Here is a 17,121-nt window from a genome sequence, read left to right as displayed (position 1 = left end):
ATTGAAATCGCTAAGGAAATATACGATACCATTTTCCGGCTTAAAGCTGGGTAAGCATCGTTTTGACTTTGATGTTGACGATTCCTTTTTTGAGGAATTTGAATATTCACTGGTTAAAAAGGCTAAGCTGGTATGCAACGTTGAACTTGATAAACAGGAAACTATGATGATCCTGAACTTCGAGATCAATGGTTGGATTGAGCTTACCTGCGACAGGTGTTTGAACGAATATCAGCAACCGATAAACGTACGCGAACAGCAGATAGTTAAATTTAGCGAGGAAGATATAGACGAGGATGATGAGATCATAACCCTTGGAAAAAACGATCACGAGATCGATATTTCGGGTTTGATATACGAGTATGTTACCGTTGCCGTGCCTTTTATAGCATCGTGCAGTGGCGACGAAAGTACTGATAAGTGTAATAAAGAAATGCTTGATAAGCTTAATGCGCTATCGGGTAGTGATGATGATAAGAATGAGGCGCCTGACCCGCGTTGGGACGCTCTCAAAAACATTAAGTAATAATTATTTAGGAAATTATGCCAAATCCAAAAAGAAAACTCTCGAAATCAAGAAGAGATAAACGCAGAACGCATTACAAAGCCGAAGCGCCAACTTTAACTACCTGCCAAACAACAGGTGCTGTTCACCTGCCACACAGAGCTTATACTGTTGATGGTAACGTTTACTATAACGGTAAATTACTGATCGAGAAAACAGCAGTAGCTTAAGCTTAATTTTCACATCTGATGAAGATTGGCTTAGATATTATGGGCGGTGATTACGCCCCTAAAGCAACTGTTTTAGGAGCTATTGAAGCCCGTAAATCCCTCTCGCCCGAGCAAACGCTGGTACTTATCGGCGATGAAAACGTGGCGAAGGAGATTTTGCAGCAAAACAACGTCAGTGCCGACCTTTTTGAGTTTGTGCACACCACCGAGGTGATCGGTATGGGTGAGCACCCTACCAAAGCCATTGTGCAAAAGCCGGGTGCAAGCATAAGCTTAGGCTTTAAAATGCTAAAGGAAGGGCAAATTGCGGCCTTCGCGTCAGCAGGCAACACAGGTGCTATGCTGGTAGGCGGCATGTTTAGCGTAAAAACTATTCCGGGTGTTGTACGCCCGGCTATGACTACTATTGTACCCAAACTGAAAGGCGGTTTGGGTATTTTGTTGGATGTAGGCGCCAATGCCGATTGTAAGCCGGATAACCTGCTGCAATTTGGTGTGCTGGGCAGTTTACTTGCCGAAAGTATTTACGGCATTGAAAACCCACGCGTGGCGCTCATGAACATTGGCGAGGAGGAGGAGAAAGGCAATATGCTTTACCAGGCTACCTACCCGGTGATGAAGGATACCAACATGTTTAACTTTGTAGGTAACATTGAAGGCCGCGACCTGTTTGGCGACCAGTTTGATGTTGCCGTATGCGATGGTTTTACAGGTAACGTGATACTTAAACTGGCCGAATCGTTTTACGTAATAACCCTTAAAAAGGGACTTAAGGACGAGTTTTTTGACCGCTTTGATTATGAGCAATACGGTGGCAGCCCTATCCTGGGCCTGAACGCGCCGGTTGTTGTAGGGCACGGTATCTCAAGCCCGGAAGCCATCAAAAACATGGTACTTCTCTCAAAAAATATGGTTGAAAGCAACCTGATCGATAAAATTAAGCAAGCATTTCATTAATTATTTATACAAATAAAATGAGCAAGATTCATGCTGCGATAACAGCTGTTGGCGGATATGTTCCTGATTACGTATTAACCAACAAGGAGCTTGAAACGCTGGTTGATACTAACGATGAGTGGATAACCACACGTACCGGTATCAGAGAGCGCAGAATACTAAAAGGCGAAGGTTTAGCCACATCAGACCTTGCCGTACCGGCAGTAAAGCAATTGCTTGAAAAACGCGGCATCGGCGCTGAAGAAATTGACCTGATCATTTTTTGTACCACCACACCCGATTATCCTTTCCCAGCAACAGCCAACTTATTTGCTGATAAAATAGGCGCTAAAAATGCCTGGGGCTGGGATTTGCAAGCCGCCTGTTCAGGCTTTGTGTTCGGTTTAACTACCGGTGCTCAGTTCATTGAATCGGGCAAGCACAAAAAGGTGTTGGTTGTAGGTGCCGATAAAATGTCGGCCATGGTTGATTATACCGATCGTGCTACCTGTATATTATTTGGCGATGGCTGCGGCGCTGCCCTGCTTGAGCCCGATTATGAAGGTTACGGCGTGATCGACTCTATATTAAAAAGTGATGGTGCGGGTATCCCTTACCTGCATCAAAAAGCAGGCGGCTCATTACGCCCTGCTACCCACGCCACCATTGATGCCCGCCAGCATTATGCATACCAGGAAGGCCAGGCCGTGTTTAAATTCGCGGTTACCAATATGGCTAACGTTGCTGCCGAAGTAATGGAGCGCAACAATCTAACTGCTGATGATATTGCATGGCTGGTACCACATCAGGCTAACAAACGTATTATTGATGCTACCGCGAGCCGTACAGGTGTACCTGCGGAAAAGGTAGTGATCAACATTGATCGTTACGGAAACACCACTAATGCTACCATCCCGCTGTGTTTGTGGGAGTGGGAGAGCAAATTCAAAAAAGGCGACAATATTATATTAGCAGCCTTTGGCGGTGGCTTTACCTGGGGCTCGGCCTATTTAAGGTGGGCTTACTAAAAATAAGTAGATGTGCAAATGTGCAGGTGTGCAAATAATTAATTTTCAAATATTTACATCTGCACATTTGCATGTTTACTTATTTGCACATTAATAAAACACATTATTTTATCTTATTTGTTAACTAATAATTGCCTGCATATCTGCATATTTGCAAGTGCACAGCCGTTGTAAGTAATTTTAGATAATATTAATTTATCCAAGAGAAAACCTATTAACACCCCGATATGGATATTAAACAAATACAGGATCTGATCCGCTTTGTTTCAAAAGCAGGCGTAAACGAAGTTTCGATTGAGCAAGATGATTTCAAGATCACAATTAAAACTAACCAGGCGCCAACCATAGTTAACGCTACTATACCAACAGCACAGCCTGTTATTACCGCTGCACCGGCACCAATACCTGTTGCTGCTGCCAGCGTTGCCGAGCCTGTTGCTGCCGCGGCTGCCGCTGTTACTGCTGCTGCCGATACTTCAAACTACGTTACTATCAAATCGCCAATGATCGGTACTTTCTACCGTTCGGCTGGCCCGGATAAACCGCTTTTCGCTAACGTTGGCGACGAGATCAAAGCCGGTACAGTAGTATGTATCATTGAGGCCATGAAATTATTTAACGAGATCGAGTCTGAAGTATCAGGCCGTATTGTTAAAGTACTGGTTGATAATTCATCACCGGTAGAGTACGATCAGCCATTGTTTTTGGTTGAACCAGTTTAGTGATTTTTGATTTCACAGATTATGGTGTGATTTCACAGATGTTTGATAGCCCGCATATTTTTTAGGCTTCTATCAAATATCAAACATAAATCAGTGTCATCATGCTCAAATAAATCGGTGTCATCCTAACAAAAAAATTATGTTTAAAAAAATATTGATAGCTAACCGTGGCGAAATAGCCCTGCGCATCATCCGTACTTGTAAGGAGATGGGTATAAAAACGGTAGCTGTATATTCAACTGCCGATCGTGAGAGCCTTCACGTACGTTTTGCCGATGAGGCCGTATGTATTGGTCCGCCGCCAAGCAGAGATTCATACTTAAATATCCCCAACATCATTTCGGCGGCTGAACTGACCAATGCCGATGCCATTCACCCGGGTTACGGTTTCTTGTCAGAGAATGCTAAGTTCTCCGCTATCTGTGCCGAGTATGGTATCAAATTCATTGGTGCAACCGCCGATCAGATCAATGCCATGGGCGATAAAGCCTCAGCAAAGGAAACTATGAAGAAAGCCGGTGTGCCAACTATCCCGGGATCAGACGGTTTGCTGAGCAGCGTAAAAGATGGTATTACCATAGCACGTAAAATAGGTTACCCTGTAATACTTAAAGCTACTGCCGGTGGTGGTGGCCGTGGTATGCGTGTGGTATGGAACGATGAGGAATTTGAACCGGCCTGGGATTCAGCCCGTGCCGAATCAGGTGCCGCTTTCGGTAACGACGGTTTGTACCTCGAAAAATTTGTTGAAGATCCGCGCCATATCGAAATTCAGATAGTAGGCGATCAATATGGTAAGGTATCTCACCTTTCTGAGCGCGACTGCTCTATACAGCGTCGTCACCAGAAATTGGTTGAAGAATCACCTTCACCGTTCATGACCGATAAGCTGCGTAAAAAAATGGGTGATGCCGCTGTTAAAGGCGCAAAAGCCGTTAAATACGAAGGTGCCGGTACCATAGAGTTTTTGGTTGATAAAAACCGCAACTTCTACTTTATGGAGATGAATACCCGTATACAGGTAGAGCACCCGGTTACCGAGGAGGTTATAAATTTTGACCTGATCAAGGAGCAAATTAAGGTTGCTGCCGGTATACCTATCTCAGGTAAAAACTACGAGCCAACAATGCACGCCATTGAGTGCCGTATCAATGCCGAAGATCCGTACAATGGTTTCAGGCCATCTCCGGGTCGTATCACCAACTTCCACTCACCGGGTGGGCATGGTGTAAGGGTTGATACGCATGTGTATTCAGGCTACTCTATCCCGCCAAACTACGATTCAATGATAGCCAAGGTAATTTGCGTGGCACAAACCCGCGATGAAGCCCTGAGCACCATGGAGCGCGCGTTGAGCGAATTTGTGATAGAAGGTATTAAAACAACCATACCATTCCATCTTAAACTATTGAAGGACCCTAACTTCCGTGCTGGTAATTTCACTACCAAATTCATGGAAACCTTTGAAATAAACGAGAATTAAAACTATTCTGGTAAAATAAAACGTAAATACCCTTGTTAGTAACAGCAGGGGTATTTTATTTAAGTAGATGAGCGATAATAAACTTATAAAGGCAATAAAGGATAAAGGCAAGAATATTGAAGCCGAGATGTCATTCTTTGACCATTTGGAAGCCCTGCGCTGGCATTTGATCAGGGCATCTATCGCCATTGTTTTATTTACCATACTGGCCTTTGTTTTTTACGACTTTGTATTTGATACGGTAATCATGGGCCCAATGGACCCGCAGTTCTTCACCTACCGTATGCTGTGCAAGCTGGGCGATTACCTTAACCGCCCCGGTTTTTGTATCGATAAAATACCCGGCAAGATCATCAATACCGAAATGGCGGGTCAGTTCACCTTACAGATCAATTCGGCATTGCTTATTGGTATCACCCTGGGTTTCCCTTACTTATTATTCGAGATATGGCGTTTTGTTAAACCCGCCCTGCACGAGAATGAGCGTAAGGCTGCCAGCGGTTTTGTGTTCTACGCTTCTATGCTGTTCATCCTGGGTATCCTGTTCGGTTATTACGTAGTTACTCCCGAGTCTATCTCCTTCCTGGCCGGTTACCAGGTAAGTAAGGTTATTGAAAATACGTTCACTATTGATTCCTACCTTTCATCGGTATCAACATTAACTTTAGCTACAGGTATCGTTTTTGAGCTGCCGATATTGGTTTATGTACTATCAAACATTGGTATACTTACAGCTAAAACCATGAAGCAAGGGCGCAGGTACGCCATTGTGGGTATATTATTGTTAGCCGCCATTATTACGCCTACACCGGATGTATTAACCATGATGGTAGTTTCTATACCGCTGTTCTTACTGTATGAGATAGGTATTATAGTGGCCGGAACGGTTGAAAGACGTCGCCTTAAACGCGAGCGCGAAGAAGCTGCAAAAGCATAATAACGTTACTTCCCATTTAAAATATTATTGATATTTTAGGCCTCATGAAACAAGGGCTTAAAATAGCTATAGGCGCCGATCATGCCGGCTTTGATTTAAAAGAAGTTTTATTAGAAGGTGTTGAAGGTATCGAGGTTAAAGACTTTGGTACTTACACTCCCGGATCTGTTGATTATCCTGACTTTGCCCACCTGGTGGCATCGGCAGTTGAAAAAGGCGAAGCCGATTATGGCATTCTGCTTTGCGGATCAGCGAATGGCGTGGCCATGACAGCCAACAAGCATCAGGGCATACGCGCGGCGTTATGCTGGAAACCCGAAGTTGCCGAGCCTGCCCGCAGCCACAACAACGCCAATGTTTTATGTATACCTGCAAGGCATGTTACCGTTGAGGAAGCACGCGAAATTGTTAAGGTATTTTTTACTGTTGAATTTGAAGGCGGTCGCCACGCTACACGTGTGGATAAGATATCCTGCTAAATAAATACCCTCATACAAGTCCTGGCGGTTAGGCCGGGATTTTTTGTTATCCGATTTTTTTTAACTGACCATTTTTAATGAAAAAAGTACCTTTATTATTTTTAGCCATAGCGGCGGCATCATGCAGCTATGCGCAAAAGGATCCTAACGCGGTGAAGTTCGCTAAGTACATCACCGTTGAGGACGCAACCAAGCACCTTTCCATACTCGCGTCTGACGATTATGAGGGCCGCGAAACCGGTAAAGCCGGTGCCGATAAGGCCGCGAAATACATTGCCAATGAGTTTAAAAAATTAGGCTTGCAAGGCCCGGTAAAAGGCTCGTACTTTTTAGATGTGCCCCTTACCGAAAACTCTTTTAAAGTAGGCCCGGTTACTGTTGCCGGTACAACCTTTACCAACGGTAAGGATTTTTACTCGATGACAGCCGCCCCGGCCAATACCGTAAAAGCCGCCGAATTTGTATTTGTTGGCTACGGCATTACCGATGCTAAATATGATGATCTTAAAGATGTTGATATTACCGGTAAGGTAGTATTGGTAATTAATGATGGTGAGCCGATGAAAAACGGTGTATCATTAATAACCGGTAGTGCTACACGCTCGCAGTGGAGCATAAGCCGTGGTAAACGTGTTGGCGCTTTACAAGCTAAAAAGCCTGCGTTGATATTGGCTGTTAGCCCGGTGGTGGCGGCTAACCTACAACGTTACGGCTCAAGCATATTGGCGCCCCGTATGGGTATCAAAAAAGAAGGTGCCGTTGAACCTACAGGCAATGGCCCGGTAGTAATGAACATTACTGCTGATATGGCTAATGCTTTATTGAAAAGCACAGGCAAAACCTACACCCAGTTAAAAGAAGAGATAGATGCAACCAGCGCGCCAAAAACTCAGGTGGTAAAAACCCCGGTAGAGGTGAGCTACAGCACCGAAGAAAAAGCGGTAAAAGCGGTTGACGTATTAGGTTACCTGCCGGGTTCTGATCCGAAATTGAAGAATGAGGTATTGGTGATCTCTGCACACTATGATCATATTGGTATTGAGCCTGAAGGCAGCACCAAAACCGATAAGATCAATAATGGCGCTGATGATGATGGATCGGGTACAACCGGTATGTTAGAACTTGCACGTGCTTTCAGCAAAGCTAAAAAGGCAGGTAAAGGCCCTAAACGCAGCATCCTGTTTTTGGGTAACGTAGGCGAGGAGAAAGGTTTGTTAGGTTCTGAATATTATACCGATCATCCTGTATTCCCGCTGGCTAATACCATTGCCGATCTGAATATTGATATGATCGGTCGTGTGGGTGAAGAATACATTGGTAAGCCTGATTCAGCTAATTATGTGTACTCAATTGGTTCGGCTATGCTGAGCACAACCCTGCACAAAATTGGTGAGGAAGCCAACAATACCTACACCCAAATGAAACTGGATTATAAATATGATGATCCGAACGATCCGAACCGTTTTTACTACCGTTCAGACCATTATAACTTTGCTCGTTTCAACGTGCCTATCATTTTCTACTTTAACGGCGTACATGCCGATTACCACCAACCGGGCGATGAGGTGAGCAAAATTAACTTCCCGCTATTGGTAAAACGTAGTCACCTGGTGTACTACACTGCCTGGGAGCTGGCCAACCGTGCCGAAAGACCGGTGGTTGATGTTAAAACAGAACAGGGTGTAAAATAGTTATCAAGGCTAAATCAGCCATTGTTAATAAATTGAAAAGGGATGATTAAAACTCATCCCTTTTCGTTTTTATAAAAAACACTACTTTAGCTTTTATGGGTAACACTGCCGATGATTTTTTGATTGCTGCTGAGGATAAGGCGTTTGATACGGCCCATCGTTCTATAATCAATACCAATATTGGTAAGTACGATGCCGCGGTTGATCGTGGCCTGTCGCGCCTGGCTAATTTGGATACGGCAAAAAAGAAAGGCCACCTCATAAAGTGGAAGGCCATGGAGAACCTGGATAAGTTGCTGCCCGAGTTTGAAGCCAATTTTCAGCGCAGGGGAGGCAAGGTGATCTGGGCCAATGATGCCGAAGAAGCTAATCGTGAGATACTGAACATACTGCAAAAGGCAGGCGCCAAAACCGTGGTCAAATCAAAATCAATGGTTACGGAGGAGATACACCTGAACGAGTTTTTGCAGCAACACCAGATCGAGAGCCTGGAAACCGATCTGGGTGAATACATATTGCAATTGCTGGGGCAGCCGCCTTACCACATTGTAACACCGGCCATGCATCTCTCTAAAGAGGAAATAGCCAAACTTTTCCACCAGCATTTCGGTACGCCCGAGGATGCCACGCCCGAGCAGCTTACCCAAAAGGCACGAGAGCTGTTACGCGAAAAATATTTACAGGCCGATGCCGGTATAACCGGTGCCAACTTTCTGATAGCGGATAGTGGCAGCATAGCATTGAGCGAGAATGAAGGCAACGCGAGGCTAAGTACCTCATTCCCTAAGATACATATTGCGGTGGTGGGTATCGAAAAGATCATTCCATCGCTGGTTGACCTCGACCTGTTTTGGCCTATGCTGGCCACGCACGGCACCGGGCAAAACCTCACCGTGTATAACACTATATTAAGCGGCCCCCGTCAGCCCGACGAAACCGATGGCCCCGAAGAAATGTATGTGGTACTGCTTGATAATGGCCGTACCAACCTGCTTGCGCAAAAGGAGCAAAGGCAGGGCTTATATTGCATACGCTGCGGCGCTTGTTTAAGTGCCTGCCCGGTGTTTCAAAACATTGGCGGGCATAGTTATCAAACCACCTACGGCGGGCCAATAGGCTCTATCATAACCCCACATACACAGGGCATAGATGAATTTAAGCACCTTAGCTACGCCTCAAGCCTGTGCGGTAAATGTACCGAGGTGTGCCCGGTAAAGATAGATATCCATAAAATGCTGCTGTTAAACCGCCGCGACGCGGTGAAGCAGGATAAGGTTGCCAAAACAGAAAAATGGGGCTGGATGCTTTGGAAGAAGGGTATTCTCAGCCGTAAGCTTGTTGATCTGTTTAGTGGTAAAATGAAAAACAGGTTAATAAAAATGCTGTTCAAAAAAAGCTGGGGACATTACCGTGATCTGCCGCAGGTGGCCGAAAAATCGTTCAGCAAACAATGGCAGGAGCGGGGTAAAAACGATCTCAACTAAATATTATGCGCAAGATCATATTGAACGTTGCCGTAAGTCTTGATGGCTTTATTGAAGGGCCCAACGGCGAGTACGATTGGTGCTTTACCGATCAGGATTATGGTATGGAAGCATTTACTGCCGATGTTGATGCCGTTTTTATAGGCCGTAAAAGTTATGACGTATTGCAGGAGTACGGTAATCCCTGGCCCGATAAAAGGTTGTACATATTTTCGGATACGTTAACCGATGTTGAAGGTAATGCCGAAATCATCCGCTCCGAAAATTTTATTGACCGTATTGATGAGATACGCTATTCCGAAGGAAAAAACATCTGGCTGTTTGGCGGCGCCAACCTCCTGTCGCAATTGCTCCATAAAAACTATGTGAACGAGTTGTTGCTATCTGTACATCCAATTGTATTGGGTACAGGCACGCCGCTGTTTAAGGGTCTAACCGAGCGTTTGGAACTCAACCTGATTGACAGCGCAATGTATGATACCGGCCTGGTACAGTTAACCTACTCGTTAAAGCCTAAGTTTGATTTTGATATGCTGCCCGAATAGACAAATAGAAACTAAATAAAACCTATATTTTTTATTTGTTTTAATAGGTTAGCATTAACCTATCAAATACGCCTTCACCAGACATTTTTTGGCCCTCTATTTGAAATCTGCGAAGCATTGATTTGCCGCAGTCTATATAAACTTCTCTTTCAAAAAGATTTTCGGGAATAGGTAAATCACAAATCATATTACCAGATTTTTTATTACCATCTATGCTTAAAGCAACATATACACCCCTTTCCTTGGCTTGCCAAATTGATTCTAATAATTCTGTTAAAGAGAAATCTTGAGCGCCATATAGTATACTTTGGCTATGTGAATAGGGCGGGTCACAATATATTAAATCGCCAGCTTTTGCGGCCGCAAAAGCTGATTTATAATCCTGATTTATAAAAGTTGTGTTTTGAACGCGGGGATGCCAGGTAACGACACGCTCCTTAAATGCCTTAATGGGTATAGGGGTATGGACTCCGCATGGAGTAGACATGTGCCCATCGCGTCTAAATCGAATAATGCCCCCATAGCAGGATCTACTTAAATAAAGAAAATCTTTTCCATTAGGATTAGCATTGTATTGTGCTTTGACATCTTCATACACAAATTCCTTCGATTGAAAGTTTAATTTTTCTCTCCAATCTTTGTACCAATCAACTAGTCCATCCGGATTGCTTTTAAGCATATTCCAAATTTCAATCAATGGGGAAAAAGTGTCGGACCCAATTCCAGATATTGGATGTACAGTAGCTAAGACGGCTCCGCTACCTAAAAATGGTTCATAATAATCGTTAAAGCTTCTTGGGAAGAATTTGGTTATTTGAGCCGCAAACTTTTGCTTATTACCCACCCATTTTAATAATTGATTTTTGGGTGGGATAAATTTTGAGTACTTTATAGTAGGGAATAGAGTATCTTCTAATGCTATCATTGTGTCAATATCCTGTTTTGGGATATGCGAAAATAACATTTATTTTTCCAATGTGAAAGCTAATGTAAAAAAAGATTATTTGATAATAACAGAACTTATTTACAGGCTTCGGATTAATTCTGGTTTGACCCAAAAAGAGTTAGCTAACGCATTAAATGTTCCACAGTCTTTTGTAAGTAAAGTTGAGACAGGCGAAAGACGATTAGATTTAATTGAATTAAAGCAAATCTGTTTAGTGTTAAATTCAAGTCTGTCAGAATTTGTTATAATGTTTGAAGAGGAAATAAATGAAACCAAATCCTAAATATATAAATAATACAACACCTGAATTTTGGGCTAATGTTAAAGTCATTAGTCAAAAACTTGGATATACTGACAGAAAAACAGGAAGCATCAAAGTACATAGCATTAGTAATATTTTGGATCTTTATAACAAGTTGGGTTTTAAGACTAATAAACTTGTTTTTAATGATGAGGAGACAGAGTTCGGGCAGCTTTTAGTCGATTACTTTCAATATCGGTCAGATGCAATTGGAAACCATGTGCAGCATTATTTGATGGATTTGAATGAAGCCAAAGGGTTGTTTGAACAGATGTGCGACATATATAATCCTAAATGTGAAATTCCAATTAATAAGCAAGGAGAGGGGAAAAACACTCCAAACTATTTTACAGGAATAATAAACATTCTGTTAGAAGCTAACATTGGCGATTATCAATTAAAATATTCGGCTTCAGAACTTACTGCTTTCACTTTAAATAGGATTCCTTTTCGTAGCTTGTCACGAAGAGTTGATGGTTCATTTCCAAGTGTTATTAATCCCATAGCTTTATGGGAAATAAAAGAGTATTATTATACTAAATCATTTGGTAGTAGGGTTGCAGACGCGGTTTATGAAACACAACTTGATGGGATTGAACTTAATGAAGTACGAAAGACTTTAGATAGGAATATTAGACATTACTTGATGATCGATTCTAAATTTACATGGTGGGTAAAAGGACGTTCTTACTTATGTAGAATATTCGATATGATGCATATGGGGTTATTAACTGAGGCGATATTTGGAAAAGAAGTAATTGATCGTATTCCAGTTATTACACAGGAGTGGATAAGTGATTACGAAAGATTAAAGGATTTTTTGGATGCATAATTTTTTTAAAATTAAGGAGTAAAAATCTATCTTACACCTAATGCTATAGTGTTAGTGCTTATTCCCAAATCCAAATTCCTTGTACGTATTCGGTAACTCGTTAGCGCTGCTAAAGGCGAAGGTGAATGATGTCCACCAGGTTTCAAAGTCGGCATCCTTGCCCGTAGCTGCAACATCGGTACGGGTTGAACGCAGCATGTATATACCCTCTCGGCTCAATTTAAAGAATACTTGTCCCTTAGCGTCAGACACCAGATTTTCAGGATAAATAGTACCCTTTGGCGTTTTAACATAAAGCTTTACAGGAGCTGATTCAACCGGTTTACCCTGGCTATAAACAATGGCGGTAACATCATCACCATAGTTCATTTTATAAGGATTGTTCTTGAGGATGATCTCAAACTCATCGCCCACCAATTTTTCATAAGCGCTGCCTGATGGTTTATCAACCATTACCAAAGTTTTCATGGAGCGGTTGTATTTTTCGCGCACATTCATGGTGTGGAAGCTTTTGGCTTTCTTAACCGATTCCTCGTTGCCATCAATCTCCAGGTGCTTTAAAAATGTTTCGCGGTCTATCTCCTGCGTCGCTGCCTGGCTGAGTTGCAGCAGGGCAAGGCCGCCATTTTCAACCTCGTAATCCTTAATGGTAACTACGGTATCGTTAGCAATGGTGGTGAGCGGTATTTTTTTTGAACCCTCGTACAGCGCGAATTTGGCATCCTTAGCTTCAGGGGTTTCATAATCATCGTCGGTATTGGTAACGTTGGCTTTGAACATGCGCACGCTCAGCTTATCGCCTTTGTGCAAAAAGAAGTTTTCGGCCAATAAGAAATCCTCATTGGTGGCAGCAGTAAAAACGGCTGCTATGAACAGGGCGGCTGTCAGCAGGAAAAAACGCTTCATGGGTATAAATAAGTGATGGAGTACCAAACATACAAAGTTTTAAAAACATGCACAGGCAGGGCTTGCAATTTTTGCGTTATCGTTACAAAACTTATACAGGGTTTATGTTACTTTTGAACTTACGGCTCTTTATAAACAATTTGTATAAACTGCCGTTTGTAATGTTTGCACCAAAATAAGTTTAGCATTTGAGTACATATACTACCTTGATGATACTGTGCGGACTGGTAATATTTTCGTACCTGTTCGATCTGATAGCCGGAAAAACCAAGCTGCCATCGGTATTGCTGCTGCTGTTTTTGGGGATGGCCATCAGGCAGGTGGTGGTTTACTTTAACTGGATAACGCCCGATTTTAACAAGATACTGCCAACGTTGGGTACCCTCGGCCTGATACTCATTGTATTTGAAGGCGCGCTCGAACTTAAATACACACCCGAAAAAAATACCGTGATCAAGCGGTCGTTCCTGTCGGCCTTGTGTGTATTGTTGGGTACAACGGCCATTATCACCACCATATTCTACTACATATCCGGCGCGAGCATTTACCGGGGTATCATTAACGCTATTCCGTTTTGCGTGGTGAGTTCGGCCATTGCCATACCGTCGGCATCGGGTTTACCAAAGGATAAAAAGGAGTTTATTATCTACGAATCATCCTTTTCGGATATCCTCACCATTGTGTTCTTCAACTTTATGCTGAGCAATAAGTATTTCAACTTTACGGCCTTCACCAGCCTGGGTGGCGAGTTGTTGCTAATCTTGTTCTTCGCGGTGGTATCGTGTTTGCTGTTGCTATATCTGATCAAGAATATAACGCATCACGTAAAATTCTTCCTTATTATATCCATCATTATTATGGTGTATGCCATCGGGCAATCGTACCATTTATCGGCATTGATAGTAGTGCTGGCATTCGGCTTGTTTTTGAATAATGCCAGCCAGATACGTTTCCCCTGGTTTCGCCACAATTTTTTATACCCGGAGTTGGGGCTCGAATTAAAGCAGTTATTGCAACTATCGGCCGAGAGTGCTTTTTTAATGCGAACCTTCTTTTTTGTGCTGTTCGGTTTTACCATGAACATTAATCAGCTGAATGATCTTGGCCTGCTGGTGTTAGGCCTGCTGGTGTTGATATCTATTTACCTGATACGCTTTTTATACATCAAGCTGGTATCAAAAACCGACTTGATGCCCGAACTGGTATTAATACCACGCGGACTGATCAGCGTACTGCTGTTCTATAATCTGCCCGAAAAATTGCAGCTACCGCAGATAGATACCGGCTTGCTGTTCATCGTCATCCTGTCAACCAGTGTGATCATGAGCCTGGGATTATTGAGCAGCCGTAAATATAAGATACCCGAAGGGCAGGAGTTCAATAACCTTTAATTACGGCGTAGTAAGCGCCACCGGCAATATCTTGCCGTTAAAGAATTTATGACCCGTAAGGGCGAAATCGGCAATGTACTTGCCCATCTCAAAAGCCATAACCGGCGATTGATAACCCGGAAAAGCCTTCTCCAGCATCTCGGTTTGTGCCGAACCCAGGGCCAGGCAATTCACGTTGATCTGCTGCTCTGCAAGTTCCTGTGCTAAACATTCGGTAAACACGTGTAATGCCGCCTTACTTGCCGAATAAGCTGCAAGGCCTGCAAATTTAGCGCTGCCCTGGTAGCCGCCCATGCTGCCTATGTTCACAATGTGGCTTCCGGCAGGCATTACGCCTAACAAAGCCTGGGTAATGCGTACATGGCTCAGGTAATTGCTTTGCAGCATATCTACAAAGTCAATTTCTTCAAGCTCCTTAAAGGGTTTGTTTATCAGTACTCCGGCATTGTTTATCAGGGCATCAACCTGGTTATCCATATGTGTGCCGATGAATTGCAACAGCGCGGCAAGATCATCATTAACCAAATCAAAAACTATGGGGTACAAAACACAATCAGGATTGATGCTGCGCGATATCTCAAACAAACGCTGCAATTTATCCTGCGAACGGGCAATGGCCATAACCTTGTGCTTGCCCGATGTAATGAGTTCAATAACGGCTTCAAAGCCAACGCCACTGCTGGCACCGGTTATAATAATATTCATGGGCAGGTATCTTAGTTTGTTGCTGGTTTAGCTTCTTCCTCTACTACTTCGTTGTGCTCCTCAATGCTTGGCAAGCCTTCTTCCAGTCGGCTGGTGCGTATAACGTAGTAAACCCCCGTAAGCGCCACCAGTAATGATATAATGTAGAATGATATACTTAAAAATACGGCCAGCCCCACATCCATATTAAATATGCCCGATAGCTGGGTGAAAATAGTTTCGCGTGCGCCCGCACCGCCAATGGTAATAGGCACTACAGCCGCTAATGCCGATACCAGGAACGATAGCAAATAAGGCGCGAACTTACCATCAAAATTTTGCCCTAAAAGCACAAATATGATGCACAATACTTGCAAGCCCTGAACCAATACGGCCTTAGCATGTGCCTGGAAAAAGTATTTAGTGTACTCGCGGAAGAATTTATAAGCCACGAAGTAATACACTGCCGAACCTGCAATAAATATACCGCCCGGTATGGCCAGGTGAATATCTATTTGAGGGATGAAAATGATCAGTGCGCAAATGATGAAGCCTATAGCCCACAGCCCGCTCAGCCTATCAAACAATATAGCCCAGAACATTTTTTTTGCCGGGAGTTTATAGCGCTTGTTCAGCAGCCATATTTTATACCCATCGCCACCTATACCACCCGGAAGCAGAAAGTTATAGAACAGCCCCAGCATGTACAAACGCATATTAAAACGCGGATCTAACCGCAAGTTTATCGACTTAAAAAAGCTCAGCAATCGCCAGGCCGAAACAACCATTGACGCGAAGAAGGTTACCAGCGCTACCGCCATCCACCAGTAGTTGGCGTGCAGCAGCCTGTACTTTACCTTTTCAATAGGTACCTTGCTGAATACGTAATACAATAACGCCGATGTTACGGCAATTTTTAATATCAGCTTGGCAGCATCCCACAGCTTTTGTTTCCCGGTTTTAGGCTCCGGGGCATCAGGCACATTTGTCATTACCGCAAAGCTAATAAAATCAGCACATTTTGTTATTGATATTCTTGATAGTGGTGCAACATTTAGGCTTGGTTTTTGACAGAAAGGTTAACATTAAAAGCGTATTTTTGCGCAAAATTTTAAAGGGATGAGCAAAGTTAAAGTTGGTATTGTACAAACAAGTTGTGTTGCCGATAAGCAGCAGAACCTTGATAAAGCTATTGTTAAAGTGCGCGAGGCGGCAGCCAAAGGCGCGCAGATAGTTTGTTTACAGGAGCTTTTTACATCGCTGTATTTTTGCGATGTAGAGGATTACGACAATTTTAAATTGGCCGAGGCTATTCCCGGCCCGTCAACCGAGGCTATTTCGGCCGTTGCTGCCGAGCTGAACGTGGTGGTTATCGCCTCGTTATTCGAAAAACGCGCGCAGGGTGTATACCATAATACCACCGCCGTTATTGATGCCGATGGTACTTATTTGGGTAAATACCGCAAGATGCATATTCCGGATGATCCGGGTTTTTACGAGAAATTCTACTTTACCCCGGGCGACCTGGGTTATAAAACATTCAATACAAAATATGCTAAAATAGGCGTGCTGATCTGCTGGGATCAATGGTACCCTGAAGCAGCCCGCATTACCTCGTTAATGGGTGCCGAGATACTGTTCTACCCAACTGCTATCGGCTGGGCATCAACCCAGGATGAGGCTACCAATACTGAGCAATACAACGCATGGCAAACCATACAGCGTTCGCACTCGGTATCCAACGGTGTGCACGTGGTAAGCGTGAACAGGGTAGGTGAAGAAGCAGGCTTGAAATTCTGGGGCGGCTCATTCGTGTCAAACCCATTCGGTTCGGTACTTTACCAGGCATCACACCACGATGAAGAAGTAACCGTACACGAACTTGACCTTGATAAATCAGACTACTACCGCAGCCACTGGCCGTTCCTGCGTGATAGAAGGATAGAAACGTACCAGCCGATTACGAAAAGGCTTATTGACGAAGACTAATATTAGTCCATGGACCATAGTCGATAGACCAT

Annotated in this window: 19 protein-coding genes; 15 read left to right on the top strand and 4 right to left on the bottom strand. The window is 43.5% G+C overall.

Annotation, left to right across the window (positions count from 1 at the left end; genetic code table 11):
- Position 1: 1 nt before the first annotated feature.
- The 11 genes from IM792_RS13655 to IM792_RS13605 all read left to right on the top strand — a co-directional run bounded on the left by IM792_RS13655 (position 2) and on the right by IM792_RS13605 (position 10,040).
- Positions 2-526, top strand: coding sequence for a DUF177 domain-containing protein (locus IM792_RS13655; RefSeq protein ID WP_194102422.1), 525 nt, complete (start codon positions 2-4; stop codon positions 524-526).
- 17 nt (positions 527-543) lie between these two features.
- Complete coding sequence (gene rpmF, locus IM792_RS13650; protein ID WP_194102421.1) at positions 544-735, top strand: 50S ribosomal protein L32; 192 nt, start codon at positions 544-546, stop codon at positions 733-735.
- 18 nt (positions 736-753) lie between these two features.
- Positions 754-1,692, top strand: a complete 939-nt coding sequence (gene plsX / locus IM792_RS13645; RefSeq protein ID WP_194102420.1) for a phosphate acyltransferase PlsX — start codon at positions 754-756, stop codon at positions 1,690-1,692.
- Between the two features lie 17 nt (positions 1,693-1,709).
- Positions 1,710-2,699: a beta-ketoacyl-ACP synthase III gene (locus IM792_RS13640; protein ID WP_194102419.1), complete on the top strand. Its 990-nt coding sequence runs from the start codon at positions 1,710-1,712 to the stop codon at positions 2,697-2,699.
- A gap of 227 nt (positions 2,700-2,926) precedes the next feature.
- Complete coding sequence (gene accB / locus IM792_RS13635; RefSeq protein ID WP_194102418.1) at positions 2,927-3,421, top strand: acetyl-CoA carboxylase biotin carboxyl carrier protein; 495 nt, start codon at positions 2,927-2,929, stop codon at positions 3,419-3,421.
- 139 nt (positions 3,422-3,560) lie between these two features.
- Positions 3,561-4,904: an acetyl-CoA carboxylase biotin carboxylase subunit gene (accC, locus tag IM792_RS13630; protein ID WP_194102417.1), complete on the top strand. Its 1,344-nt coding sequence runs from the start codon at positions 3,561-3,563 to the stop codon at positions 4,902-4,904.
- Positions 4,905-4,971: 67 nt separating this feature from the next.
- Complete coding sequence (gene tatC, locus IM792_RS13625) at positions 4,972-5,841, top strand: twin-arginine translocase subunit TatC (protein ID WP_194102416.1); 870 nt, start codon at positions 4,972-4,974, stop codon at positions 5,839-5,841.
- Positions 5,842-5,885: 44 nt separating this feature from the next.
- Positions 5,886-6,320 carry a ribose 5-phosphate isomerase B gene (rpiB, locus tag IM792_RS13620; RefSeq protein WP_194102415.1) on the top strand — a complete coding sequence of 145 codons (435 nt, stop codon included), beginning with the start codon at positions 5,886-5,888 and terminating at the stop codon, positions 6,318-6,320.
- A gap of 77 nt (positions 6,321-6,397) precedes the next feature.
- Entirely contained in the window at positions 6,398-8,011 is a 1,614-nt protein-coding gene (locus tag IM792_RS13615) for a M28 family peptidase (RefSeq protein ID WP_194102414.1), read from the top strand.
- A 95-nt stretch (positions 8,012-8,106) separates the two neighbouring features.
- A complete protein-coding gene (locus IM792_RS13610) occupies positions 8,107-9,495 on the top strand; it encodes a LutB/LldF family L-lactate oxidation iron-sulfur protein (protein ID WP_194102413.1) in 1,389 nt (462 codons plus the stop codon).
- Between the two features lie 5 nt (positions 9,496-9,500).
- Positions 9,501-10,040: a dihydrofolate reductase family protein gene (locus IM792_RS13605; RefSeq protein ID WP_194102412.1), complete on the top strand. Its 540-nt coding sequence runs from the start codon at positions 9,501-9,503 to the stop codon at positions 10,038-10,040.
- 40 nt (positions 10,041-10,080) lie between these two features.
- Here IM792_RS13605 and IM792_RS13600 read toward each other — a convergent pair whose 3' ends face one another.
- On the bottom strand, positions 10,081-10,965 hold the full coding sequence (locus IM792_RS13600; RefSeq protein ID WP_194102411.1) for a Dam family site-specific DNA-(adenine-N6)-methyltransferase: 885 nt from the start codon (positions 10,963-10,965) through the stop codon (positions 10,081-10,083).
- Positions 10,966-11,017: 52 nt separating this feature from the next.
- Between IM792_RS13600 and IM792_RS13595 the strand changes: the two genes are divergently transcribed.
- Positions 11,018-11,269 carry a helix-turn-helix transcriptional regulator gene (locus IM792_RS13595; RefSeq protein WP_194102410.1) on the top strand — a complete coding sequence of 84 codons (252 nt, stop codon included), beginning with the start codon at positions 11,018-11,020 and terminating at the stop codon, positions 11,267-11,269.
- The gene (locus tag IM792_RS13590; RefSeq protein WP_194102409.1) at positions 11,253-12,119 is read left to right on the top strand and encodes a hypothetical protein; all 867 of its coding nucleotides are present in this window, start codon (positions 11,253-11,255) and stop codon (positions 12,117-12,119) included. Before IM792_RS13595 ends, IM792_RS13590 begins: the two co-directional genes overlap by 17 nt.
- Positions 12,120-12,170: 51 nt before the next feature.
- On the opposite strand, the gene IM792_RS13585 is transcribed toward IM792_RS13590, so the two are convergent.
- Positions 12,171-13,025: a DUF4198 domain-containing protein gene (locus IM792_RS13585; RefSeq protein WP_194102408.1), complete on the bottom strand. Its 855-nt coding sequence runs from the start codon at positions 13,023-13,025 to the stop codon at positions 12,171-12,173.
- Positions 13,026-13,213: 188 nt separating this feature from the next.
- Here IM792_RS13585 and IM792_RS13580 point away from each other — a divergent pair, with 188 nt between their 5' ends.
- A complete protein-coding gene (locus IM792_RS13580; RefSeq protein ID WP_194102407.1) occupies positions 13,214-14,416 on the top strand; it encodes a cation:proton antiporter in 1,203 nt (400 codons plus the stop codon).
- Here IM792_RS13580 and IM792_RS13575 read toward each other — a convergent pair whose 3' ends face one another.
- Both IM792_RS13575 and IM792_RS13570 read right to left on the bottom strand, forming a co-directional pair.
- Complete coding sequence (locus tag IM792_RS13575; RefSeq protein WP_194102406.1) at positions 14,417-15,121, bottom strand: SDR family oxidoreductase; 705 nt, start codon at positions 15,119-15,121, stop codon at positions 14,417-14,419.
- Between the two features lie 11 nt (positions 15,122-15,132).
- Positions 15,133-16,092 carry a lysylphosphatidylglycerol synthase transmembrane domain-containing protein gene (locus tag IM792_RS13570; RefSeq protein WP_194102405.1) on the bottom strand — a complete coding sequence of 320 codons (960 nt, stop codon included), beginning with the start codon at positions 16,090-16,092 and terminating at the stop codon, positions 15,133-15,135.
- Between the two features lie 127 nt (positions 16,093-16,219).
- Between IM792_RS13570 and IM792_RS13565 the strand changes: the two genes are divergently transcribed.
- Entirely contained in the window at positions 16,220-17,089 is an 870-nt protein-coding gene (locus tag IM792_RS13565) for a carbon-nitrogen hydrolase (RefSeq protein WP_194102404.1), read from the top strand.
- Positions 17,090-17,121: the final 32 nt, after the last annotated feature.

The organism is Mucilaginibacter sp. JRF (assembly GCF_015223065.1).
Lineage (GTDB): Bacteria > Bacteroidota > Bacteroidia > Sphingobacteriales > Sphingobacteriaceae > Mucilaginibacter.
Note: the sequence above shows the minus strand (reverse complement) of the source record. Positions and strands in the feature narration are given on the sequence as shown.